This is a genomic window from Thalassospira lucentensis MCCC 1A00383 = DSM 14000 (genome assembly GCF_000421265.1).
Classification (GTDB): domain Bacteria; phylum Pseudomonadota; class Alphaproteobacteria; order Rhodospirillales; family Thalassospiraceae; genus Thalassospira; species Thalassospira lucentensis.
Genome location: NZ_ATWN01000002.1, coordinates 245,284 through 264,005 on the forward strand (window position 1 = coordinate 245,284; position 18,722 = coordinate 264,005).

General features: G+C 51.9%; 15 protein-coding genes and 1 tRNA gene. 13 read left to right on the forward strand and 3 right to left on the reverse strand.

The genetic code is table 11. The features are described 5' to 3' along the window. Window positions 1-34: 34 nt before the first annotated feature. Window positions 35-2,509 (reverse strand): EAL domain-containing protein, encoded by a 2,475-nt coding sequence (locus K355_RS0105250; RefSeq protein WP_245562912.1) that lies wholly within the window; start codon window positions 2,507-2,509, stop codon window positions 35-37. Window positions 2,510-2,834: 325 nt separating this feature from the next. Between K355_RS0105250 and fdxA the strand changes: the two genes are divergently transcribed. The 3 genes from fdxA to K355_RS0105265 all read left to right on the forward strand — a co-directional run bounded on the left by fdxA (window position 2,835) and on the right by K355_RS0105265 (window position 4,888). Continuing rightward, window positions 2,835-3,170: a ferredoxin FdxA gene (fdxA, locus tag K355_RS0105255; protein ID WP_022731065.1), complete on the forward strand. Its 336-nt coding sequence runs from the start codon at window positions 2,835-2,837 to the stop codon at window positions 3,168-3,170. A 311-nt stretch (window positions 3,171-3,481) separates the two neighbouring features. Further along, window positions 3,482-3,982, forward strand: a complete 501-nt coding sequence (locus K355_RS0105260) for a CarD family transcriptional regulator (protein ID WP_022731066.1) — start codon at window positions 3,482-3,484, stop codon at window positions 3,980-3,982. A 102-nt stretch (window positions 3,983-4,084) separates the two neighbouring features. Further along, entirely contained in the window at window positions 4,085-4,888 is an 804-nt protein-coding gene (locus tag K355_RS0105265) for a hypothetical protein (RefSeq protein WP_022731067.1), read from the forward strand. A gap of 109 nt (window positions 4,889-4,997) precedes the next feature. On the opposite strand, the gene K355_RS0105270 is transcribed toward K355_RS0105265, so the two are convergent. Next, window positions 4,998-6,476, reverse strand: coding sequence for a M48 family metalloprotease (locus K355_RS0105270; RefSeq protein ID WP_022731068.1), 1,479 nt, complete (start codon window positions 6,474-6,476; stop codon window positions 4,998-5,000). Between the two features lie 288 nt (window positions 6,477-6,764). Between K355_RS0105270 and K355_RS0105275 the strand changes: the two genes are divergently transcribed. The 7 genes from K355_RS0105275 to K355_RS0105305 all read left to right on the forward strand — a co-directional run bounded on the left by K355_RS0105275 (window position 6,765) and on the right by K355_RS0105305 (window position 13,716). Continuing rightward, window positions 6,765-7,490 (forward strand): hypothetical protein, encoded by a 726-nt coding sequence (locus tag K355_RS0105275; protein ID WP_147250360.1) that lies wholly within the window; start codon window positions 6,765-6,767, stop codon window positions 7,488-7,490. A 76-nt stretch (window positions 7,491-7,566) separates the two neighbouring features. Further along, window positions 7,567-8,529: a prolyl aminopeptidase gene (gene pip / locus K355_RS0105280; protein ID WP_022731070.1), complete on the forward strand. Its 963-nt coding sequence runs from the start codon at window positions 7,567-7,569 to the stop codon at window positions 8,527-8,529. A gap of 82 nt (window positions 8,530-8,611) precedes the next feature. Then, a complete protein-coding gene (locus tag K355_RS0105285; protein ID WP_022731071.1) occupies window positions 8,612-9,136 on the forward strand; it encodes an acyloxyacyl hydrolase in 525 nt (174 codons plus the stop codon). Between the two features lie 263 nt (window positions 9,137-9,399). Next, window positions 9,400-9,476: transfer RNA gene (locus K355_RS0105290), tRNA-Arg, on the forward strand. Between the two features lie 243 nt (window positions 9,477-9,719). Next, entirely contained in the window at window positions 9,720-10,859 is a 1,140-nt protein-coding gene (locus tag K355_RS0105295) for a homogentisate 1,2-dioxygenase (protein ID WP_022731072.1), read from the forward strand. A gap of 245 nt (window positions 10,860-11,104) precedes the next feature. After that, window positions 11,105-12,271, forward strand: coding sequence for a hypothetical protein (locus K355_RS0105300; protein WP_022731073.1), 1,167 nt, complete (start codon window positions 11,105-11,107; stop codon window positions 12,269-12,271). After that, on the forward strand, window positions 12,268-13,716 hold the full coding sequence (locus K355_RS0105305) for a hypothetical protein (protein WP_022731074.1): 1,449 nt from the start codon (window positions 12,268-12,270) through the stop codon (window positions 13,714-13,716). The genes K355_RS0105300 and K355_RS0105305 overlap by 4 nt, the downstream gene beginning before the upstream one ends. Window positions 13,717-13,768: 52 nt before the next feature. Here the strand turns inward: K355_RS0105305 and K355_RS0105310 are convergent, their stop codons facing one another. Continuing rightward, on the reverse strand, window positions 13,769-14,674 hold the full coding sequence (locus K355_RS0105310; RefSeq protein WP_022731075.1) for a LysR substrate-binding domain-containing protein: 906 nt from the start codon (window positions 14,672-14,674) through the stop codon (window positions 13,769-13,771). Between the two features lie 200 nt (window positions 14,675-14,874). Here K355_RS0105310 and K355_RS0105315 point away from each other — a divergent pair, with 200 nt between their 5' ends. The 3 genes from K355_RS0105315 (at window position 14,875) to K355_RS0105325 (ending at window position 18,722) form a co-directional block, all read left to right on the forward strand. After that, complete coding sequence (locus tag K355_RS0105315) at window positions 14,875-16,065, forward strand: acyl-CoA dehydrogenase (RefSeq protein ID WP_022731076.1); 1,191 nt, start codon at window positions 14,875-14,877, stop codon at window positions 16,063-16,065. A gap of 90 nt (window positions 16,066-16,155) precedes the next feature. After that, window positions 16,156-17,379, forward strand: a complete 1,224-nt coding sequence (locus K355_RS0105320) for a CaiB/BaiF CoA transferase family protein (protein ID WP_022731077.1) — start codon at window positions 16,156-16,158, stop codon at window positions 17,377-17,379. Window positions 17,380-17,627: 248 nt separating this feature from the next. Beyond that, complete coding sequence (locus K355_RS0105325; protein WP_028791353.1) at window positions 17,628-18,722, forward strand: ABC transporter ATP-binding protein; 1,095 nt, start codon at window positions 17,628-17,630, stop codon at window positions 18,720-18,722.

Genomic DNA, 18,722 nt, shown 5'->3' on the forward strand with positions numbered 1-18,722 from the left:
GCGCAGGCTGCGCTTGTTCGGTCGCATTAGCTACTTATGGTTCAATATCGGCCTTGGCAGACAGGCGTATAATATGGTGAACAGCCTCATGTGCAGGCAGCGGTGTCGCAATCAGGAAGCCCTGAACTTCGTCACATCCGCTGTCGCGCAGGAAGTCCATTTGTTCTATGGTTTCAACACCTTCGGCAACCACCTGCAGGCCAAGATTGTGGCCCATGATGATAATCGCGCGCGTGATCGCGGCATCATCGCTATCGACTGTGATGTCGCGGACAAACGACCGGTCAATCTTGATGGAGTTGATCGGCAGGCGTTTAAGATACGCCAAGGATGAATAGCCCGTGCCAAAGTCATCAACCGCGATTTGCAGCCCAAGGTGGCGCAGTTCTTCAAGGATTGTAGCCGATTTCTTGATTTCCTGCATCATCACGGTTTCGGTAACTTCAAGCACGATGCGTGCAGCAGGTGTATTGGTTTGTTCAAGAATACGCGCAATGGTTTGCGTGATCCGGCCTTCCATCAATTGTCGTGGTGACACATTGATCGCAATCGGAACCGGCGGGACATTCGCGGCGCCCCACTCCCCGATCTGACGGCAGACTTCCTCGAAAACCCACTCCCCGATCTTGCCGATCAGTCCGGTTTCTTCTGCCACCGGGATGAACTGCATCGGCGAGATATAGCCCCGCCCCGGATGTTTCCAGCGGATAAGTGCTTCAAGCCCGCAAATCTGGTCGGTTTTAAGGTCGACCTTGGGCTGGTAATGCAGTTCAAATTGATTTTTTGCGAGGGCTTCCCGGAGATCATTTTCGATCACAAGACGCGCCATCGCACTTTCGTTCATGGTCTTGGTAAAGAAGTGATAGGTGCCGCCACCTCCTGATTTCGCGCTATACATCGCAGTATCGGCGTTGCGCATCAATGTTGGGAAATCTTCACCATCGGATGGATAAAGCGCAATGCCAATGGATGGGGTGACAAACAGAATGCGTCCCTTGATATCGAAGGCTGGTGTCAGTGCGTCAAGTACAGCCTGCGACAAATTGGCGGCATCCTGCATTTCCTTTAGATCGGGAATAATGATCAGGAACTCATCCCCGCCAAGACGCCCGACTATTTCCTGACGGCCAATGACTTTTTGCAGTCGTAGCGCCACAGCCTTGAGCAATAGGTCCCCGACATGATGTCCCAAGCTGTCATTGATCACCTTGAAACGATCAAGGTCGATAAAGACAACTGCGGTTGCGCCGTGGCGTCGGTCTTTGTCATCTTGGTGTACCGCCAGTGCATTTGTCAGGCTGTGTTCAAGCATGCTGCGGTTCGGCAGGTTGGTCAGCGTGTCGTGGTTGGCCATATAAACCAGCTGCTCTTCATAGCGCTTGCGCACGGTAATGTCGTTTAGAACGGCTGTAATGAGCGGGGTTGCCGCATCAGGGATCGGTCGGAAGGCAAAAGAAACGTCAATTTCGCGTTGGTCTATCCGGATGATGGGTAAGATGATGCGTTTTTCTGTTATCTCAACGCTCGGATCATATGCGGCGAGTTCTTCAAGGGTGTGTTCAAGTGTCGGAATTGATCGCGGGGCGATAAATTCCTGCAAGGTTCGTCCTTGGGGTGTTTCATCACGCATCAACCCTAGTAGGGGCCGGATGGCAGCATTGTATTCAACGATACGACCTGTCGGTGAGATTGTCAGAATCCCGTCAGCAACATTCTGAACAATGGCGTTAAGTTGCGATTCACGGTCTCGGACTTGCTGTTCGGTAAGGCGCAGCTTGGTAAGGTTTGTCGAAATGCTGTCGATCAGATTGCGCGTGGTATGCAAAATCATACCGAGCTCATCGCGGTCATGTTTGGCCGGGACGACGATGCTCTGGGGATCGGGATGTTGCGGGTTAATCTTGCGCAGTGTGGCCGAAATGCGCAAAAGCGGTTTGGTCAGTGTCGCATAGAAAAACGCAACCAATACCAGCCCCAAAAGCAGATTTCGTAAAATGCCTGATGCCAGGATGCGCGTCGCACGATTGATAAAACCCTCGGCAATCAGATTGGTATCGATTTGAACACTTAAATATCCGACCAGTTCTCTGGTCGGACCTGTTTCAAGGCGAACATCATATTCCTGATTGTCACCAAACATTAGTCTGGTCAGCAGGGAACGGCTGGAACTGCTTGGTGGCTCCGAATGGCGGGCAAGGACATTATCGAAATTGTCGCGCAAGACCGCTTCATAGACCGGCTCATATTCAAACAAGCCGGCAATAACGCGCGAGGCCAGATTTTCATCAAGACCGTACGCCGCCTGTGTCGCGGATTCGCGCAAGGTCGCAAGGACCTGATTAACAGTACGGTCAATCAGGGTTTGTTCTTCGCGAAGATCAAGGGTGATTTGAATAGCACTGAGCAGCAGGCCAATAAGCAGGGTAATGGCGACCGCAATGCGTGCCTGTTTTACAGACAGGCGATCCAGCCACTTAAGTTGTTGCTGATCAAGGTTTTCGTTAGACACCCCGAACCCCAAATATTCACTTTTCCCAATCAGTTAAAAGCACACTATGGCGTTGTGTTGTTAAAAGCAATTGTCCCAAGGCCCTAAGAACTGGAAAAGAGCAAAGAAATCTGTATGGTCTGCGCAGAATTTCGAAGGTAAATATCCTATATCTTGCTGGCCGATGTTTCTGCACTGCATCAAACTGGCAATACTACGCAAAAAAATGGGGTTTTAATGGAGTTGCACACAAAGGCCGTGCGTGATAACCCAATGCCCGAGAGAGAACAAGGCCAAGCGCGGGTGCAGCCGCAATCTGGTCCAGCAACCTGTACGGAGTTACACCATGACCTATGTGGTGACGGAAAACTGCATCAAGTGTAAGTATCAGGACTGCGTCGAGGTTTGCCCCGTCGATTGCTTCTATGAAGGTGATAACTTTTTGGTTATTCATCCTGACGAATGCATTGATTGCGGTGTCTGTGAGCCGGAATGCCCCGCAGAGGCTATTATTCCTGATACGGAACCGAACTTGGATAACTGGTTGGAAATCAACCGGAAATTCGCCGAAGTCTGGCCGAACATTACCCGTAAAGGGGATGCGCCGGCTGATGCGGACGAGTGGAATGGCAAAACGGGTAAAACCGAAATGCTCAGTGAAGCACCTGGTAAAGGTGACTGATCAGGTCGCATAACCATCAAGAATTAAACCATATTTGGGTCAGGCCAGTGTTGGTATTTGGCCCTTTGCATGGCTGCATTGAGCTGGTGACACGGAAAAATTCTGTGAAACACCGGCTCTTTGTGTTATTGTCTCCAACTCGCGTTTAAGGGCTCGACAGGCTCGTTCCGAATTTACCGGATCCCCGTTTAATATCCCCTGTCTGAAACCGCGACTTTGCCAAAAGCTTGGTCGTGTGCAGCTCTTCGCGTCACTGGGTCTATAGTGTTACAGTTGAATGACCAGGTCTCATACGGCCGGAAGGATGCTTGATGTCGGATAAGTTGCCCTTTACTGTTGGCGATTACGTTGTTTACCCCGCGCACGGTGTTGGCTGTGTCGACGGCCTGGAAACTCAGGAAATCGCGGGTCAGGAATTGCGCCTTTATGTAATTACCTTTGAATCCAGCCGCATGACTTTGCGTGTGCCGGTTAATAAGGTGGGCAACTCGGGTCTCCGTAAGCTTTCCTCTAAAAAGCAGATGGACTCCGCACTGATTACCCTTAAGGGGCGTGCACGCGTAAAACGCACCATGTGGTCGCGCCGTGCACAGGAATACGAAGCAAAAATCAATTCAGGCGACCCTGTTTCCATCGCAGAAGTCGTGCGCGATCTTCATCGCAGCGCAACCCAGCCGGAACAGTCGTTCTCTGAACGTCAGATTTACGAAGCAGCCTTTGAGCGCCTCGTTGACGAACTGGCTGCGATTGAAAAAATCGATAAGGACAAGGCATCTGGCAAGCTTGAAAAGCTTTTGTACAAAGCTGCCTGATTGCAGACGTCTCCTTACACACCTATTTATAAAAACCGGCCCACAAGGTATCCTTGATATCCTCGGGGCCGGTTTTGTTTTTGTTTTAGGCAGGTTACAGCGATGAGTGCAGTTCTGGCGCCGATTAAGCCGGCAGAAAGAATCTGGGTTGTCGGCGCGATCAATGGTGATCATGACGCGTTGCGGGCAGTTCATCAAAAGCTTGCCCCGCGCATCACCCCGGGCGACCGGCTGGTCTATCTTGGCAATTACTGGGGCGATGGATCGGGTGAAACTGTCATCGCCACCATCAACGAGCTTCTGTTGTTTCGTCGCTACTTTATTGCGATTGACGGCATTGATATCGCTGACATCGTTTTTCTGCGTGGTGCATCAGAAGAAATGGTCACCAAGTTGCAACAAATCCAGTTTGCTCCTAACCCAGGTGAAGTTTTTGACTGGATGTTGACGCGCGGTGTTGCTGGTACGATCCGGGCCTATGGTTTTGACCCGGTCAATGTGCAGTCGATTATGCGTCAAGGCGCGCACGCTATTTCGCAATGGACCTCACAATTTGCCGATGCGCTGCGTCGTCACAGCGGTCACAGTGCTCTTTTGGCCGATCTTAAGCATGCGGCCTATACCACAGACGGTCGGCTGATCTTTGTCCACGCGGGCCTTGACGGATCGCGTCCCTTGACCGGACAGACCGATACGTTCTGGTGGGGTGGGTCGATGTTCGAAAGCATCACCGACCGGTACTACGATTGTGCGCGTATTGTGCGTGGTGCATCAGGCAGCCAAACCGGATTGATTGAACGTGAATTCACCCTGTCACTTGACCATGGTGCGGGTCGTGGTGGGTCGCTTATGGCTCTGGCCCTTGATGGTCAGGGTAAAGTTTCTGATCGCATCGAAAGCATTTAAATACCTTGGCCTTGCCGCCGGTTGGTCGGGACGGTCATTGGAATACGAAAAAGGCAGCATGTGATTATGCTGCCTTTTGATGTTTTGTTTGTTGATGGTCTTCGCATTGTTAATGCCTGACGACTTTGACCAATGCATTGGGGGCAGGGGCCTCGCCTGCGGCCAGGCCGTTAATGGTCGCAAATGTTGCGGCGGGTTCGCGGTCAACCTGCATGTCATCAATAAACGTCTGCAAGGTATATTCCGGATTTGCTGCCCGCACTTTAATGCGAAGCGGCGTGTTGACCTGTTGTTCCTGAGGGGTCAATGGACGGAAGCTGTATGTCGTGCGGCGTAATGCGACGTTATATGAGTCTGCCTTGTCCAAAGGCATGATGAACAAGAACTGATAGGTCGAGTCTTCATGCCGGATAACGACCACGCGCAACCGCGCAGCGCCAGAGCTTAGTGAAACATCAGCACTTCCGGTCGCGGCTTCCTGACCGTTAATATCAAGCATTTCGATATTCTGAAGTGTTATCTGTTTTGAAAATGCGCTTTTAAGATAATTATCGAGGCGCATGTCTCGCGCTTGGGGTGCTCCTTCAAAGACGATTTGCGCCCCTTGTTTGTCGCGCGCGACCACGGCCGTTGGCTGATTGATCATGGAAAAATCATCGGGAACTTCAAACCGGAAATTAAGCGGAACATGAACGAATTCTGGACCATGAATATAACCCTGGTCCGGGCCATCGCCATACAGGATGCCATCAATGGCAGTCATATATCGCACGGTGCCAAGTTCCGGGTTGGCGACCGGAGTGACATTGGCCTGCGCATGGGCTTGTTGGATGCGGTCAAGTGTGCGCGGGTGTGTCGCCATGAAATCAAACTGATCAACATCATCGGGTGAGCGTCCCGCAAGCACAGCCTGAAGGCGCGAATGCGCGCGCAGCTTTTCAAGGAAGGTTGCCATGGCATCGGGATCGTATCCGGCTCGCGTGATATAGCGCACACCCAGCATGTCGGCTTCCAGTTCATGCTCACGCGAGAAGGATTTCAAATAAGCGTTCGCACCGGTGCCAATAATCTCCCCAGCGCCATTGCCGATGGCAACCGAAAGCCCCCCAGCCAAAATCTGGGTAATCATGCCGCGGCTATATCGCTGAGCTGAATGGCGGGCCACCACATGGCCGATTTCATGGGCAAGAACGCCAGCAAGTTCTGCCTCGTTTGAGGCAAGTGCGGTAAGTCCGCGCGTGATGTAGACATATCCGCCCGGAAGCGCAAAGGCGTTGATGACAGGGGAATCAAGAACTGTGAATGTAAACTTCTCATCGGGCGTTTCTGACACGGCGACCAGTTTCTCACCGATTTTAGTGACATAGGCTGGCAGGTCTTTCTCATCGTATTTCCCGCCAAATTCCTTGACCATTTTCGGGTGTTCTTGTGCCCCGATCTTGCGTTCTTCGTCCGGCGACATAAAGGCGGTAAAGCTGTCTTCGCCGGTTGCACGATTGGTCGAACACCCGGCAAGGCCAACCGTAAGAGTAGCCGCCGCAAACAATGCCGCCACGTGTCGTTTGTGTATGGAATGCAGCCAACCCATTGATGTCTTTCCTCTTGTCGCTTTGCCGCGTAAGTTTGAACCAAACGCCAGACAGAATTTCATGAGAATTGGTAACGCGTGTTGCAGAACCGATCAACACATTCGCAGTCTTTATCCTACGTGGTGAAATTGGGAAATTTTACGGCCAAGGTGGTGCGCGTTTTCACAGTGATCTTGGTTTTACTTGTTTCTTTGATGCCAGTCGGGAGGGCTCAATCAAGCGACTGGCGCTGTGGTGCCGGGGTAAATTCTGATGGTGCTGACAGTATGGCTATCTGGGACAGGTCATTGTCGTGGAGTACGTATCAGTTGTTGCCTCCTGTTGCGGTTGACCAGCTTTTTGCGCCTGATTTTGCAAAACAACCGCTTCGATTATCTGATATTGCGTTTGTACCGCAGTTCGAGGCCGCTGCATTGAGTTGGCTGAAAAAAGCCAGTCAGGAACCGGTCGGAATTGCCAAGATAACAGCAAAGGCAGATTACCTTGATCGTCTTCCTGTCCGCATTCGCAGTGGTTCTCCAAACTCGTTTCTGATCTGGCAGGAAACGCTGTTGTCAAAGGGGTTGGCGTTGCTGATGCCTGAAACTTCCGATGATATGGGCCGATTGATTGCAGCAGAAGATGCCGCCATTTCCAATGGGCTGGGTATGTGGCGTGATGATGCGATGGATGAGCCTCCTTATGTCGTTGCCGGTGCCTCTGACAAAACCTTGTGGGGGCGGTCAAACCTTGCGGATGTAAAAGATGCGATTGGCCGGTTTGTCGTGGTTGATGCTGTTCTTGTCAGTGTCGAGCATCAGGAATGGCGCAGCTACCTCAATTTCGGGCAGGACTGGCGACGTGACTTCACCATCGCGATTGGTTCTGATCTTCGTGATGTATTGGTCGGCACTAAAGAAGCTCTTGATGATTGGATCGGTCGGAAAGTTCGGGTTCGAGGTGTCATAGAAAACCGCGGTGGTCCTTATATTGCACTTCGAAACATCAATTGGTTGTGTGTTGAGGCACAATAGGTGCTTGTTTTGATCGCCAAAATCATGAGAAAGCTAATTTCTGGCATTTACCAAACTCAATGAATGAGGTCCCCACGTGCTTTATCCAGACGTTACTCCCCACGCAACCGACTGGCTTGCCCGTGATGATGGTCATGAAATCTACTGGGAGGAAGTAGGTAATCCGGACGGCATTCCGGTTGTTTTCCTGCACGGTGGACCAGGGGGGGGGATTTCGGCCAAGAGCCGCCGCTTTTTTGACCCTGCCAGATACCGGGTGATTTTGTTTGATCAGCGTGGTTCCGGGAAATCAAAACCGTTTGGCCGTCTTGAAAACAACACCACAGATCATTTGATTGGGGATATTGAAGCCCTGCGCGAAGATCGTGGCATTGACCGTTGGCTGGTGTTTGGCGGGTCATGGGGATCTACATTGGCGCTGGCATATGGGCAGTCCCATCCCGAAAATGTTCTTGGGTTCGTTTTGCGTGGGATTTTTCTGTGCCGGGAAACGGAAATTGCCTGGTTTATGGACGGCATGGGGCGTTTCTTCCCGGAAGCAGAGCGTAAATTTATCGAGATTGCTGGATTCCAGAAAAATCCGGGTTGGCAGAAATTACTTGATCGCTATGACGATATTTTTGCAGGCAAAGAAGGCGAAGATATCGCAATTGAAGCAGCCCGAGTCTGGTCTGCATTCGAGGCAACCTGCTGTACCCTTTTGCCCGATGATGGCTTGGTCGAAGATTTCGAGGGTGATCAGATCGCATTGGCCTTGGCAAAACTTGAACATCATTATTTTGTAAATCGGGGCTTTTTTGAGCCAGATCAGCTTTTGCGCAATATAGGACGCATTTCGCATTTGCCTGCGATCATTGTGCAGGGGCGCTATGACGTTGTTTGTCCGCCGACCTCAGCATTTTCATTGCATGCGGCTTGGCCCGGGGCCGAGATGTTTGTGGTTGATGATGCTGGTCATGCAGCAAGCGAACCCGGGATTGTCCATGAACTGGTTCGGGCAACCGACAGATTTGATGGTTCTCGGTTTGCGGGAAAATAGGATTTTCGTTCCAATGTTTGATTGTGTCTGGTAAATCCTTGGCTAGAATATCTTATTGATTGATCTGATGGGGACTTGATTGATGAAGCTGGGCTTGGGGAAACTGCTTGCAGTTTGCGTCTTTTTTGGTTTTTTGGGTACTGCGCACGCGCAGCAGATTTTGGGTAATAACAACGATTCGGGGCTGCTTGAGTTCTCGACCGGTATGGTCGATATCACTCAGGATGAAGAAGCTGCCGAGTTTCGTCTTGATTACCGCGCCCAGCACGCAATGTTTGATGTGACGCGCCCGATTGGCGGCGTGATGGTAACCTCCGAAGGTGCGGTTCACGGATATGGTGGTTTGGCTGTTGATGTGCTCTGGGGGGATCACTTCGTCTCGAGTGTCTATACCTCTGTCGGGGCATATCATCAGGGGAACGGTGAAGACCTTGGTCATTGGATCGAGTTTCGCTCTGGTCTTGAGCTTGGTTTCCGCTTTGACAGCCACGAACGTCTGAGCCTTGGCATCTCGCACATCTCGAATGCGAGTATCGGTGATGAAAATCCGGGTACAGAAATTCTGTCTCTGACCTATTCGTTCCCGATTGAACGCATTTTTGAATAGTCGCTTTTAGCGATCAAACATTCATCTTTGACCGGTTTGCCTAAGTGTATGATGTGGCCAGCCCGATTATAGGGTTACGTCACAGGGTATCGAAGGGCAAATCGGTTATTTTTTTGATACTGTCACAGCTCGTTGATTTTATGACTTTATTGCGCTGAGCAATGATCAAGTGAAATCGACACAGTCTGATGCCTCGTAATCAGGAAAGCTGCTGATTGATCACACTTTCATTTGCTGCTAAGTCAAGGCTGCCTTTGTGCAGTGCGCCCGTAGCTCAGCAGGATAGAGCACCAGATTCCTAATCTGGGGGCCGTGGGTTCGAATCCCGCCGGGCGCGCCAAATGCTTATTTTCTCTTCTATATGTCCCCATAAAGCACATTAAAGTCGGCACATTGCGGGCTCGCGAAACATGGGTTTGTGTTTAGGTAAGGGGAGGCGGCAATCTCTACACCTTATGAGTGTGCGGGGATAAAACTTTGCTCGGCTTGAAAATAAGGTCCATTCTTCACATATCCGTAATAGGTGCGGCACGCATAAAACCGCCAAACAGGGCCGCCATTGCATATCGGTCGGGAGGGTATCGTGAAGAACTGGATCAGACTTCCAAATAGCGAAGGAAACTGCATTTCAACACCGGATGGTGGCTCTGGACAAAAACTGTATCAGCGAGAAGTTGGCCGATCCGGTTTTCGGGGACCATCCGCCCAAATTTACCACAAGCATCCACCTGCGGGTTGGTCGACTTTTGAAGGGCCATTGCGCCCACGTGCCTTTACGCTTGGTAAGCTCGCCGCGGGGCCTGCGTGCCCGCTTCAGGCGCGGCGTGTGTTGTTTAATGATGCGATGGAAGTTCGGTACTGGAAAACCGATAGCAGAATGCATGCGTTAGCACGCAACGCTGACGGTGATATGCTTTTGTTCGTACACGAAGGCGCTGGGGAACTGTTTTGTGATTACGGACATCTGTCCTATCGCGATGGGGATTATATCCTGTTGCCTCGTGGAACGGCATGGCGGGTTGAGCCAGAAGGCACTTGCGAATTTATGATGATAGAAGCAACGGGAGATGCATTTGGTCTGCCGGACCCAAACAATGTGCCCGGCGGCGTTTCTGTGGATCCGATGCGCTTCACCTTACCCAGTATTGATGATGCGTTTCGCGCCCAGCAAGATGATGCTTTTTGGGAAATCCATATCAAACGCCGTGGGGCGATTTCAACACTGACATATCCCTATAACCCGCTTGATGCCGCAGGCTGGGAAGGGGATTTATGTGTTGTGAAGCTGAACTGGCGTGATTTGGCGCAACGTCGGGCACCCGGGCAAAAGGTTCCGCCTGCCGCTCATTGCACGTTTGTCACCAGCAATATGTCGGTTAGCACCTTTGTGCCCAAGGTTGGTGAGGGGCAATCGGGCATGCTGCGCGTACCATTTTATCATTCCAACGAGGATGTTGATGAGTTCGTGTTTTACCATCGCGGCGAGTTTTTCAGTCGCGGTGACATCAAGGCCGGTATGGCAACCTTCCACCCCAGCGGTTTCCCGCATGGCCCGCATCCATGTTCCTATCAGGAAAAAATGATAGAAGCCCCGGTGGAAACGGACGAAGTGGCGGTTATGATCGACAGTCTAGCTTTCCTGAATGTCGATGAAACGATTCCCGATGGTGCTGAATGGAAAGCTTATGTGAAAACTTGGGAAAAAGCTCAGGAAACGCTATAAACTCTTGATCGGGATCATTGGGCAGTGGCAATGTCATCGCCGCGAGATTTGAGCGCGGCGGTGGCCAAAACGTTAATGATTTTGTCAGCTTGTCGCGGTAACTTATGATTTGATCAAGACACAGGCCCTATGGTGTCAAAATAGTCCAAACACCAGACGTTCCGATAGATGGTCGTTGTGGTTTCGCAAAACGTGCAAGCGGCTCAAGAATTATTGTTACCGGAACAGGTTGACCAAAGCCGATAATGACCAAACAGAAGATTGTCCAATCCGTAAGTCATAAAACTCCTGATGCGCCACAGGCATCAGAACATCCGTTGGCATGTCTGCCGCAAAGTTTTCTTTCGCGCGGCGCACGCACACCGTTCACCAGCAAAAGCCTGCGATATGCGCGCGTGGCTGAGGGCAAGGGTGGACGCGCCATGGTCAATTTGCCAGGTCTTGCCGGCGGGCTCGGGACATATGAGTTGCCCCTTGATACCCTGCGTGAAGTCTTTGATCTTTCGGTTCATGACAGGATGTTGTTTGACCGTCTGCTGGAACTTGAAACATTACGCCCGAACACGGTTCTTGAACAGGCACGTGCTGTTGCGATTACCGGCGTTGGTGGTATCGAACTGGCGCGGGTGAACAATGCGCGCGGACAGGAAGAAAAATCATCTCGTGAACTTGGCCAGCTTGCCGTTTTGCATCAGGCCTTGCTTCAGCTCGGTGGTGCTGCCGTTCAGGACATGAAGCGTGAAGAGCTGCTGACGATGGAAGGGCAGATACGTGCCCGCAAAGCGCTGAACCGTTTTTCCTCGGAGCACAAGGTTGCTAATGACACTATCATCGACAGTCTTGGCGAGTGGAGCAAAATGTCGGCACCGGTCGGGTTGGCACTTGATGGGTGTCAGGGGCCGTTGCGTGTTCTGGTCAGGGATCTTAAAAAGTTTGCATTAGATGTTGAGGAATGGTCCAATTCTGAACAGGCTGATTTCCGATTTATGGCAGGGCGGATCAGTAGCGCGACCAAGGCAACCTGTGACCACGCGATGAAGCTGATCAGTCAGGTTGATGGGTGGAACAATGAACTTGGCAAGGTCCTGACCAATTGGGAGCGTGCCAAGAATGATATCGCGAAAATGATTGATCATCTTTGGTGGTTGCTTGATGGCTGGCAAGAACTGATCGATCTTTGGCAAAAGCGCCCGGTAAATGACCGTGTGCGCCAACGCGAAATCATCGAAGAGGTCGCAAGTTTCACACCGGTTCTTCCAATCGATGAAATCTCAGTTGAAGAACAGCCATTCTGGATTGATGTCCGCGTGAACCAGATGTTGTGGGCTGGTGAATTGCGTAAATTGGGTAGTGGTGAAATTGATGCGGATATGGTGGATCGTCTCGAACGCTTCAGGAGACAGTCTGCATGAAGATTGAAGAGGCCGGAAAACTCGGTGCTTCGCAGCTCGGTCAATTGTTTGAATCCCTCAGCGGTTCTGAAATCGCCCGGTTTACCCGTGCGATCGAAAGCGACCGTGTTGATCCGAAGCTTCCCCTTCCGCATGAGACGATTCTGCAAATCCTGCGTCCGCGTCTGGCGTCTCTCAAACCGGAACGTTATCCCACACCGATGCGCCAGTTTTGTGACCCGATCGAAGATCTTTTGACGTCGGCAATGCCAAGTGACAAAAGCATTCGCATCAGCCGATCGTCGTTAATGCCGATCTGGAACTTTGTCAGCAGTGCCGCCGGACCCGAATTCCAAAAGGCGATGCGCGATATCGAGGTCGCGGCCGCCGCGCGCAATGCTGATAAACTTGCCGCTGCCGAAAGAACGCTTTGGAAGCTGGGCGCACGTTGCATCGAAGATGAGGTCGAAGCGTCTCATAACGGCGTAAAGCAGGAACGTGCCCTTGCAACCCGGCTTGGGTCACGCCTTCATCTTAAGGCCCTGATCGAGATGGGGCAGATTTTGAATGTTGGCGAAGAGATCGCGCAAGTTCGAGACCGGTTCCCGTCCGCACCGATACGTGCCCTTGATCCCAATGATGTTTCCTGGTTGCGAGACCGGTTTGTTGAAATTTCCGAAGCCAAACCGGGGCTGGAGCCTATGTTCCTGCTTGCGGTGCTGGCCCGGCTTCTGCGACCAAGTGAATTATTCAAGCTGATCCGTGTTCTGTCAAACAAGGCAGATGACCGTACCATCGAAAAAACCAATCTTGCGGAAACCGGCGACTTGATCATTGATCTGTTGGCAGAAACCGTGACCGAGATTGAAGAAGGTGTCGGCACCGGTAAGGACGAGGCGCATATTCTGTCGCTCGCACGTTGGTATGCATCTGAATTTACACGCATCACCCGAGAATTTAAAATCCGCAAGGACGGTCGCTGGGGGGAAAAGCTGCTTGAAACGCGTCGGCGCGTGTCAAAGGCGTTGGCAAATACAATGTTTGGCGCAACACCCGAGCGTGTGATTGATGCCTTGCCAAAACTTGAAATGCGTCAAGGACCGGGCTCTGGCGCAAAAGGATTGGCGCGGCCAATCTTTGCTCAGGATTTTGATGATGAGAAGGTTCTGGCGGCTGAGAAATCGGCAGAAGCCATTGCCGAAACAGCACGTATTTCCGATGTGCTTGCCGCACAAAGCTCGGCAGCCAAAGCGGTCGTAGAACTTAAGAAAAAGCTCAATCAGATCGGTCGTGCAGGCGTTGACAGCATGGGCCGCCTGGCCCCGGAAGAAATCCCGGTTGCCCAGCGAAACCTTATGGCGACGGTACGTTTGCTTGAAATCGTCGATGGCCCTGAAGATGCCGATGTTTTACGTCGACGCGGCATGTCAGCCTTGCGCGCGCTTCAAGGGCAGAAGGCAGGTTAAGGAACCCGTTTTCGGATATCTTGAATGTGGGTGATGGCTGGAACTTTGGATCTTAAGGCTTGAGTTTTGCTGTGACTTCAAGCTGATCCAGCCACCCCATGAACGCGCGAATTTTTGGAAGGCGTGATCGGCTTGCGGGACTGGTCGCATAATAATGAAACGGGCTTGCCTGTGGCGGGCCGAACGGGGCAATAATCCGGCCGTTCTTGAGCTCGTCTTCAATGGCAAATGTCGGGAGGAGTGCAACGCCCAGACCGGCTGCTGCCGCCTGCATGGCCATGGTGAAATGCTCGAACTTCGGCCCGTTTTCCCCATCAATATCGTTAAACCCGCTTGCCGCAAGCCAATCAGCCCAGCCGCGTGGTCGGGTTGCGATATGAAGCAGGGGGAAGTGGCGTAAATCATCGGTGGTTGGCGTATGATCAAGCTTGCTGGTCAGTTGTGGTCCACAGATTGGTACCATTTCCTCGCCGTGCAAAATATGGGCATCTAGCCCGGACCATTGACTGTCGCCAAACAGAACGGCGATGTCGATTTGTTCGCGGTCAAAATCGGGCATGCCGATGCGTGAAATGAAATTGATCACGATATCGGGGAATTGGGCGCGGAAGGCTGGTAGCAAAGGGATCAGACAGCGCGAGCCAAATGTTGGTGGGGCGGCAACGGTCAAAACACCGCTTTCCGATCCGCCCGACAGCAACGTCAATGTTGCACTTTCAAGGTGATCAAGGGCCGGGCGGATGGATTGCAGATAGTTTTCGCCCTCAGGGGTCAGGACAAGTCGCTGCTTTTCACGGTTAAACAGTTTGCAGCCAAGCCAGTCTTCAAGTCCCTGTATCTGTCGACTGATCGCACTTTGCGTCAGATAGAGTTCTTCTGCTGCGCGCGATGCACTGCCAAAACGCGCTGTTTGCTCAAAACAGCTTAGGGCCTTCAGGCTGGGGATGCGACGGCTCACGATTTAGTCCTGTTTTTAATATGATTAACCTAGTTCATGAGTTTTATGCATAAACTAAATCACTTTTATCATTTGCAACTTGATCTGCCAATTCCTAGCTTACCCCCATAAGCGATAAGCTTTCAGGGGTAATGTCGTCTCGCCCTTCTATGACGTTACCCCTGTTTTGTTTTCATTAATTTCATAAGAGGATCAGGCATATGGCCAGCCGCGCACCTTTTCACTGGGAAGATCCGCTCCTGCTTGAAGATCAGTTGAGCGAAGAAGAGCGCATGATCCGCGACGCGGCGCGCGCATATTGTCAGGAAAACCTTCAGACCCGTGTTCTCGAAGCCAACCGCCACGAGATTTTCCACCGCGAAATCATGACCGAAATGGGCGAGCTTGGCCTGCTTGGCCCGACGATCCCCGAAGAATACGGCGGGCCGGGTGTCAACCATGTGGCCTATGGTCTGGTGGCGCGCGAAGTTGAGCGTGTGGACTCGGGTTATCGGTCGGCAATGTCGGTACAAAGCTCGCTTGTGATGCATCCGATCTTTGCCTATGGCAGCGAAGAACAGCGCAAAAAATATCTTCCGAAACTGGCAACCGGCGAATGGGTTGGCTGTTTTGGTCTGACCGAGCCTGATCACGGTTCCGATCCGGGTGGTATGAAAACCCGTGCCCGCAAGGCCGATGGTGGCTTTACCCTGTCGGGTGCGAAAATGTGGATCACCAACAGCCCGATCGCCGATGTATTCGTCGTTTGGGGCAAAGATGACGACGGTGTCATTCGCGGCTTTATCCTTGAAAAAGGTATGAAGGGCCTGTCGGCACCTAAGATCGAAGGCAAGTTTTCGCTGCGTGCCTCAATCACGGGTGAGATCGTTATGGACAATGTCTTTGTGCCCGAAGAAAACATGCTGCCGAATGTTAAGGGCCTTGGCGGTCCGTTTGGTTGTCTGAATAAGGCACGTTACGGTATTGCATGGGGTGCCATGGGGGCAGCTGAATTCTGCTGGCATGCTGCACGTCAATACACGCTGGACCGCAAACAGTTCGGTCGTCCATTGGCTGCAAACCAGCTGATCCAGCTGAAACTGGCGAACATGCAGACCGAAATCACGCTGGGCCTTCAGGGGGCTTTGCAGTTGGGTCGTATGCTCGATGCTGGGACGGCGGCACCTGAATCAATCTCGCTGATGAAGCGTAACAATTGTGGCAAGGCTCTTGATATTGCCCGTGTGTCGCGGGATATGCACGGCGGTAACGGTATCGCCGATGAATATCATGTTATTCGTCACGCGATGAACCTTGAGGCTGTGAATACCTACGAGGGGACGCATGATATTCATGCTCTGATCCTTGGCCGTGCTCAGACCGGTATTCAGGCGTTCTCGTCCGAAGGCTAAGTTAAGGTCTCGGCGGGCGGTTGCGTTAAGCTTCCGCCCGTTTTGAGTCCTGATCGTATTTTCTGTTTTTGATATTTCCGGGATAAGTAGATGACAGGCGCGCTTTCTGGCATTCGTGTGCTCGACCTTTCTCGTGTGCTGGCAGGACCTTGGGCCAGTCAGACGCTTGCCGATCTGGGGGCCGAGGTCATCAAGATCGAACGTCCCGGTTCCGGGGATGACACCCGTGGCTGGGGCCCGCCCTTTGCAAAGGACAAAGCCGGAAACGATACCACCGAAGCAGCCTATTACCTGACGGCAAACCGTGGCAAAAAGTCACTAACGGTCGATATTACCAAGCCCGAAGGTCAGGAGATTGTCCGCAATCTTGCGGCGCAAAGTGATGTGGTTCTGGAAAACTTCAAGGTTGGCGGGCTTGAGAAATACGGCCTTGATTACGCATCACTCGCAAAAATAAATTCCAAGCTGGTCTATTGCTCGATTACCGGATTTGGTCAGGACGGGCCGTATAAAGATCGTCCGGGATATGATTTCATGATCCAGGGTATGGGCGGGTTGATGAGCATTACCGGTGCCCCGGATGAGGCTCCTGGCGGGCAACCGATGAAAGTCGGGGTTGCGGTGGCCGATATCTTTACCGGCCTTTACGCCACCATCGGTATTTTGTCAGCGCTCCGCCATCGTGATGCGACGGGTGAAGGTCAGCATATCGATTTGGCATTGCTGGATGTCCAGACGGCTGTGCTTGCCAATCAGGCGATGAACTATCTGACAACCGGCGTTGCACCCGGCCGCCTTGGCAATGCCCATCCCAATATTGTGCCCTATGAAGCGTTTCCGTCTGCTGATGGCTATTTGATTTTGGCGGTGGGCAATGACAGCCAGTTTAAAAGTTTCTGCGAAGTGGCGGGCTTGAATGATCTTCCTGCTGACACGCGGTATGCGACCAACCGATCGCGCGTGGCAAACCGTGAAACGCTGGTGCCGATGATCCGTCGGGCCATGGTCACCAAAACCACCGATGAATGGATTGCGGTGCTTGAAAAGGCCAATGTCCCGTGCGGACCAATTAACACGCTGGACCGCGTGTTTGATAACCCGCAAGTTCAGCATCGCGGCATGATCCGCTATCTTGATCACCCGGTAGCTGGTAAAGTTCCAACGGTTGCAAATCCAATCAAGTTTTCCAAAACGCCAATTTCCGGTGAAACAGCCGCACCGATGTTGGGGCAACATAGTGATGAAATCCTGCGTAAGGTTGCCGATCTAAGTGACGAGCAAATCGAAAAACTTCGCAGCGCCGGAATTATCTGATTGGCCCTTGTGAAGGGCTGTTTCGGTTTAAGTACGTATTGGTTTACGTCGAAAAGATGGGAAATGGGCGATTTGTGCGATGCACAAAATTTTAAAAACCCTTGATTTAACGCAACCAAAGCCTTTCTGATCAAAGATTGTGCGTGGATGTTGCGGAACTTCTTGAATTTTACGTGTTTTTGCTCAAGGTGAATTGCAACTATCTGAATATTTTATATCCTTTTAAAAAATACAAATCGGGGATGTGCATGTCAGAGGTTGTGATTTCTGCTCAGTCGGTCAGTAAAACCTTTGGCGCGGGAGCCGATAAGGTTACCGCCCTTGACGACGTATCGGTTGATATCTTTCAAAATGAATTCTTCACAATGCTGGGCCCATCAGGCTGTGGAAAAACGACTTTGCTGCGGCTGATCGGCGGGTTTGAACAGGCAAGTGCCGGGCAGATTTTGCTCGAGGGGCAGGCGTTAAACGATTTGCCGCCATTCAAGCGCCCGATCAATACGGTGTTTCAATCCTATGCGCTTTTCCCGCATTTGACGGTGCGTCAGAACATTACCTTTGGCCTTGAAATGAAGTCGATATCGCGTGCTGACGCAAATGCGCGGGCCGATGAAATGTTGGAGTTGGTGCAACTTGCCCAATACGGTGATCGTTCGCCCAGCCAACTCTCCGGTGGGCAGCAGCAACGTATCGCCCTTGCGCGCGCCCTTGCCCCCGCACCAAAAGTGTTGCTTCTTGATGAGCCGCTTTCGGCCCTTGATCTGAAATTGCGTAAGGAAATGCAGATCGAACTCAAACGTCTGCAAACCGAAACCGGCATTACCTTTGTCTTCGTCACCCACGATCAGGAAGAAGCACTTGCGATGTCCGATCGCATCGCGGTGATGCAGTCTGGTAAAATCTTGCAGGTTGGCGCGCCGCGTGAAATTTACGAACAACCGACCCACCGCTTTGTTGCTGACTTTATCGGGGATAGCAACTTCCTGCGGGGGGATTTGGTTGACGGGCCAAATGGCGGGCACGCAATCAGCTTTGGTGAAGGTCAGGTGATCAATCTGGCGCAAGATGTTAAGTCCGACAAGCTCAAGGATGTGAACGTTTCGATCCGCCCAGAGCGCCTCAGCATCACAGACGCAAAAGCCACCAACGGTAACCAGCTTACCGGGACGGTGACGTTTGTGACCTATTTCGGAACTGATACCACCTATCGCGTTGATCTGGATGGTCAGGGGCCGGTGACGGTCCGCATGCAAAATGGTGATGGGGCAAATGCACAGTTTGGCAAAGGCGACCGTGTCGGTGTTGTGATGCCCGCCGAAGCAATCCGTGTTTTGGTGGATTGA